General features: G+C 67.3%; 1 protein-coding gene. It reads left to right on the top strand.

The annotated features are described in order from the left end of the window. Positions 1-22 precede the first annotated feature (22 nt). Positions 23-511: TonB-dependent receptor plug domain-containing protein (locus tag ACYVEA_RS34885; RefSeq protein WP_461117947.1), on the top strand; the 489-nt coding region annotated here is incomplete at its 3' end.

The following is a 511-nucleotide window of genomic DNA, read 5'->3' as shown; positions in this document are numbered from 1 at the left end:
CTGCAAACGCCATTGAATACGTATGCAGGGTGATTCCCGCGAAGAACGCGCTGCCTACCATAGCGGCGACGACAGCGGCCACCGCGTCGCACGTCCACGGTCACTCCGGGACGTCCACGAATCGATCTGCAACATTGCCTGGGAGGGGAAAATGTTGAACCACAAGCGCAGTGCGCTGAGTCTCGCGCTGGCCGTTGTGCTGGCGCCGACGCTGGCGTCGGCACAGTCCACGCAGAACACCACCACGCCGGCCGGCACCGCCGCCACCAACCTGGACACGGTGCAGGTCACCGGCATCCGCCGCGGCATCGAGAGCGCGATCGCGGTCAAGCAGGACGCCACCTCGGTGGTCGAAGCGATCTCCGCCGAAGACATCGGCAAGCTGCCCGACGTCAGCATCGCCGAATCCATCTCGCGCCTGCCCGGCCTGGCCGCCCAGCGCGTGGCCGGCCGTGCGCAGGTGATCAGCGTGCGCGGCCTGTCACCGGACTTCGCCACCACCCTGCTCAAC

Source organism: Spirosoma jeollabukense, assembly GCF_054777855.1.
This window is presented reverse-complemented; position numbering and strand designations above follow the sequence as displayed.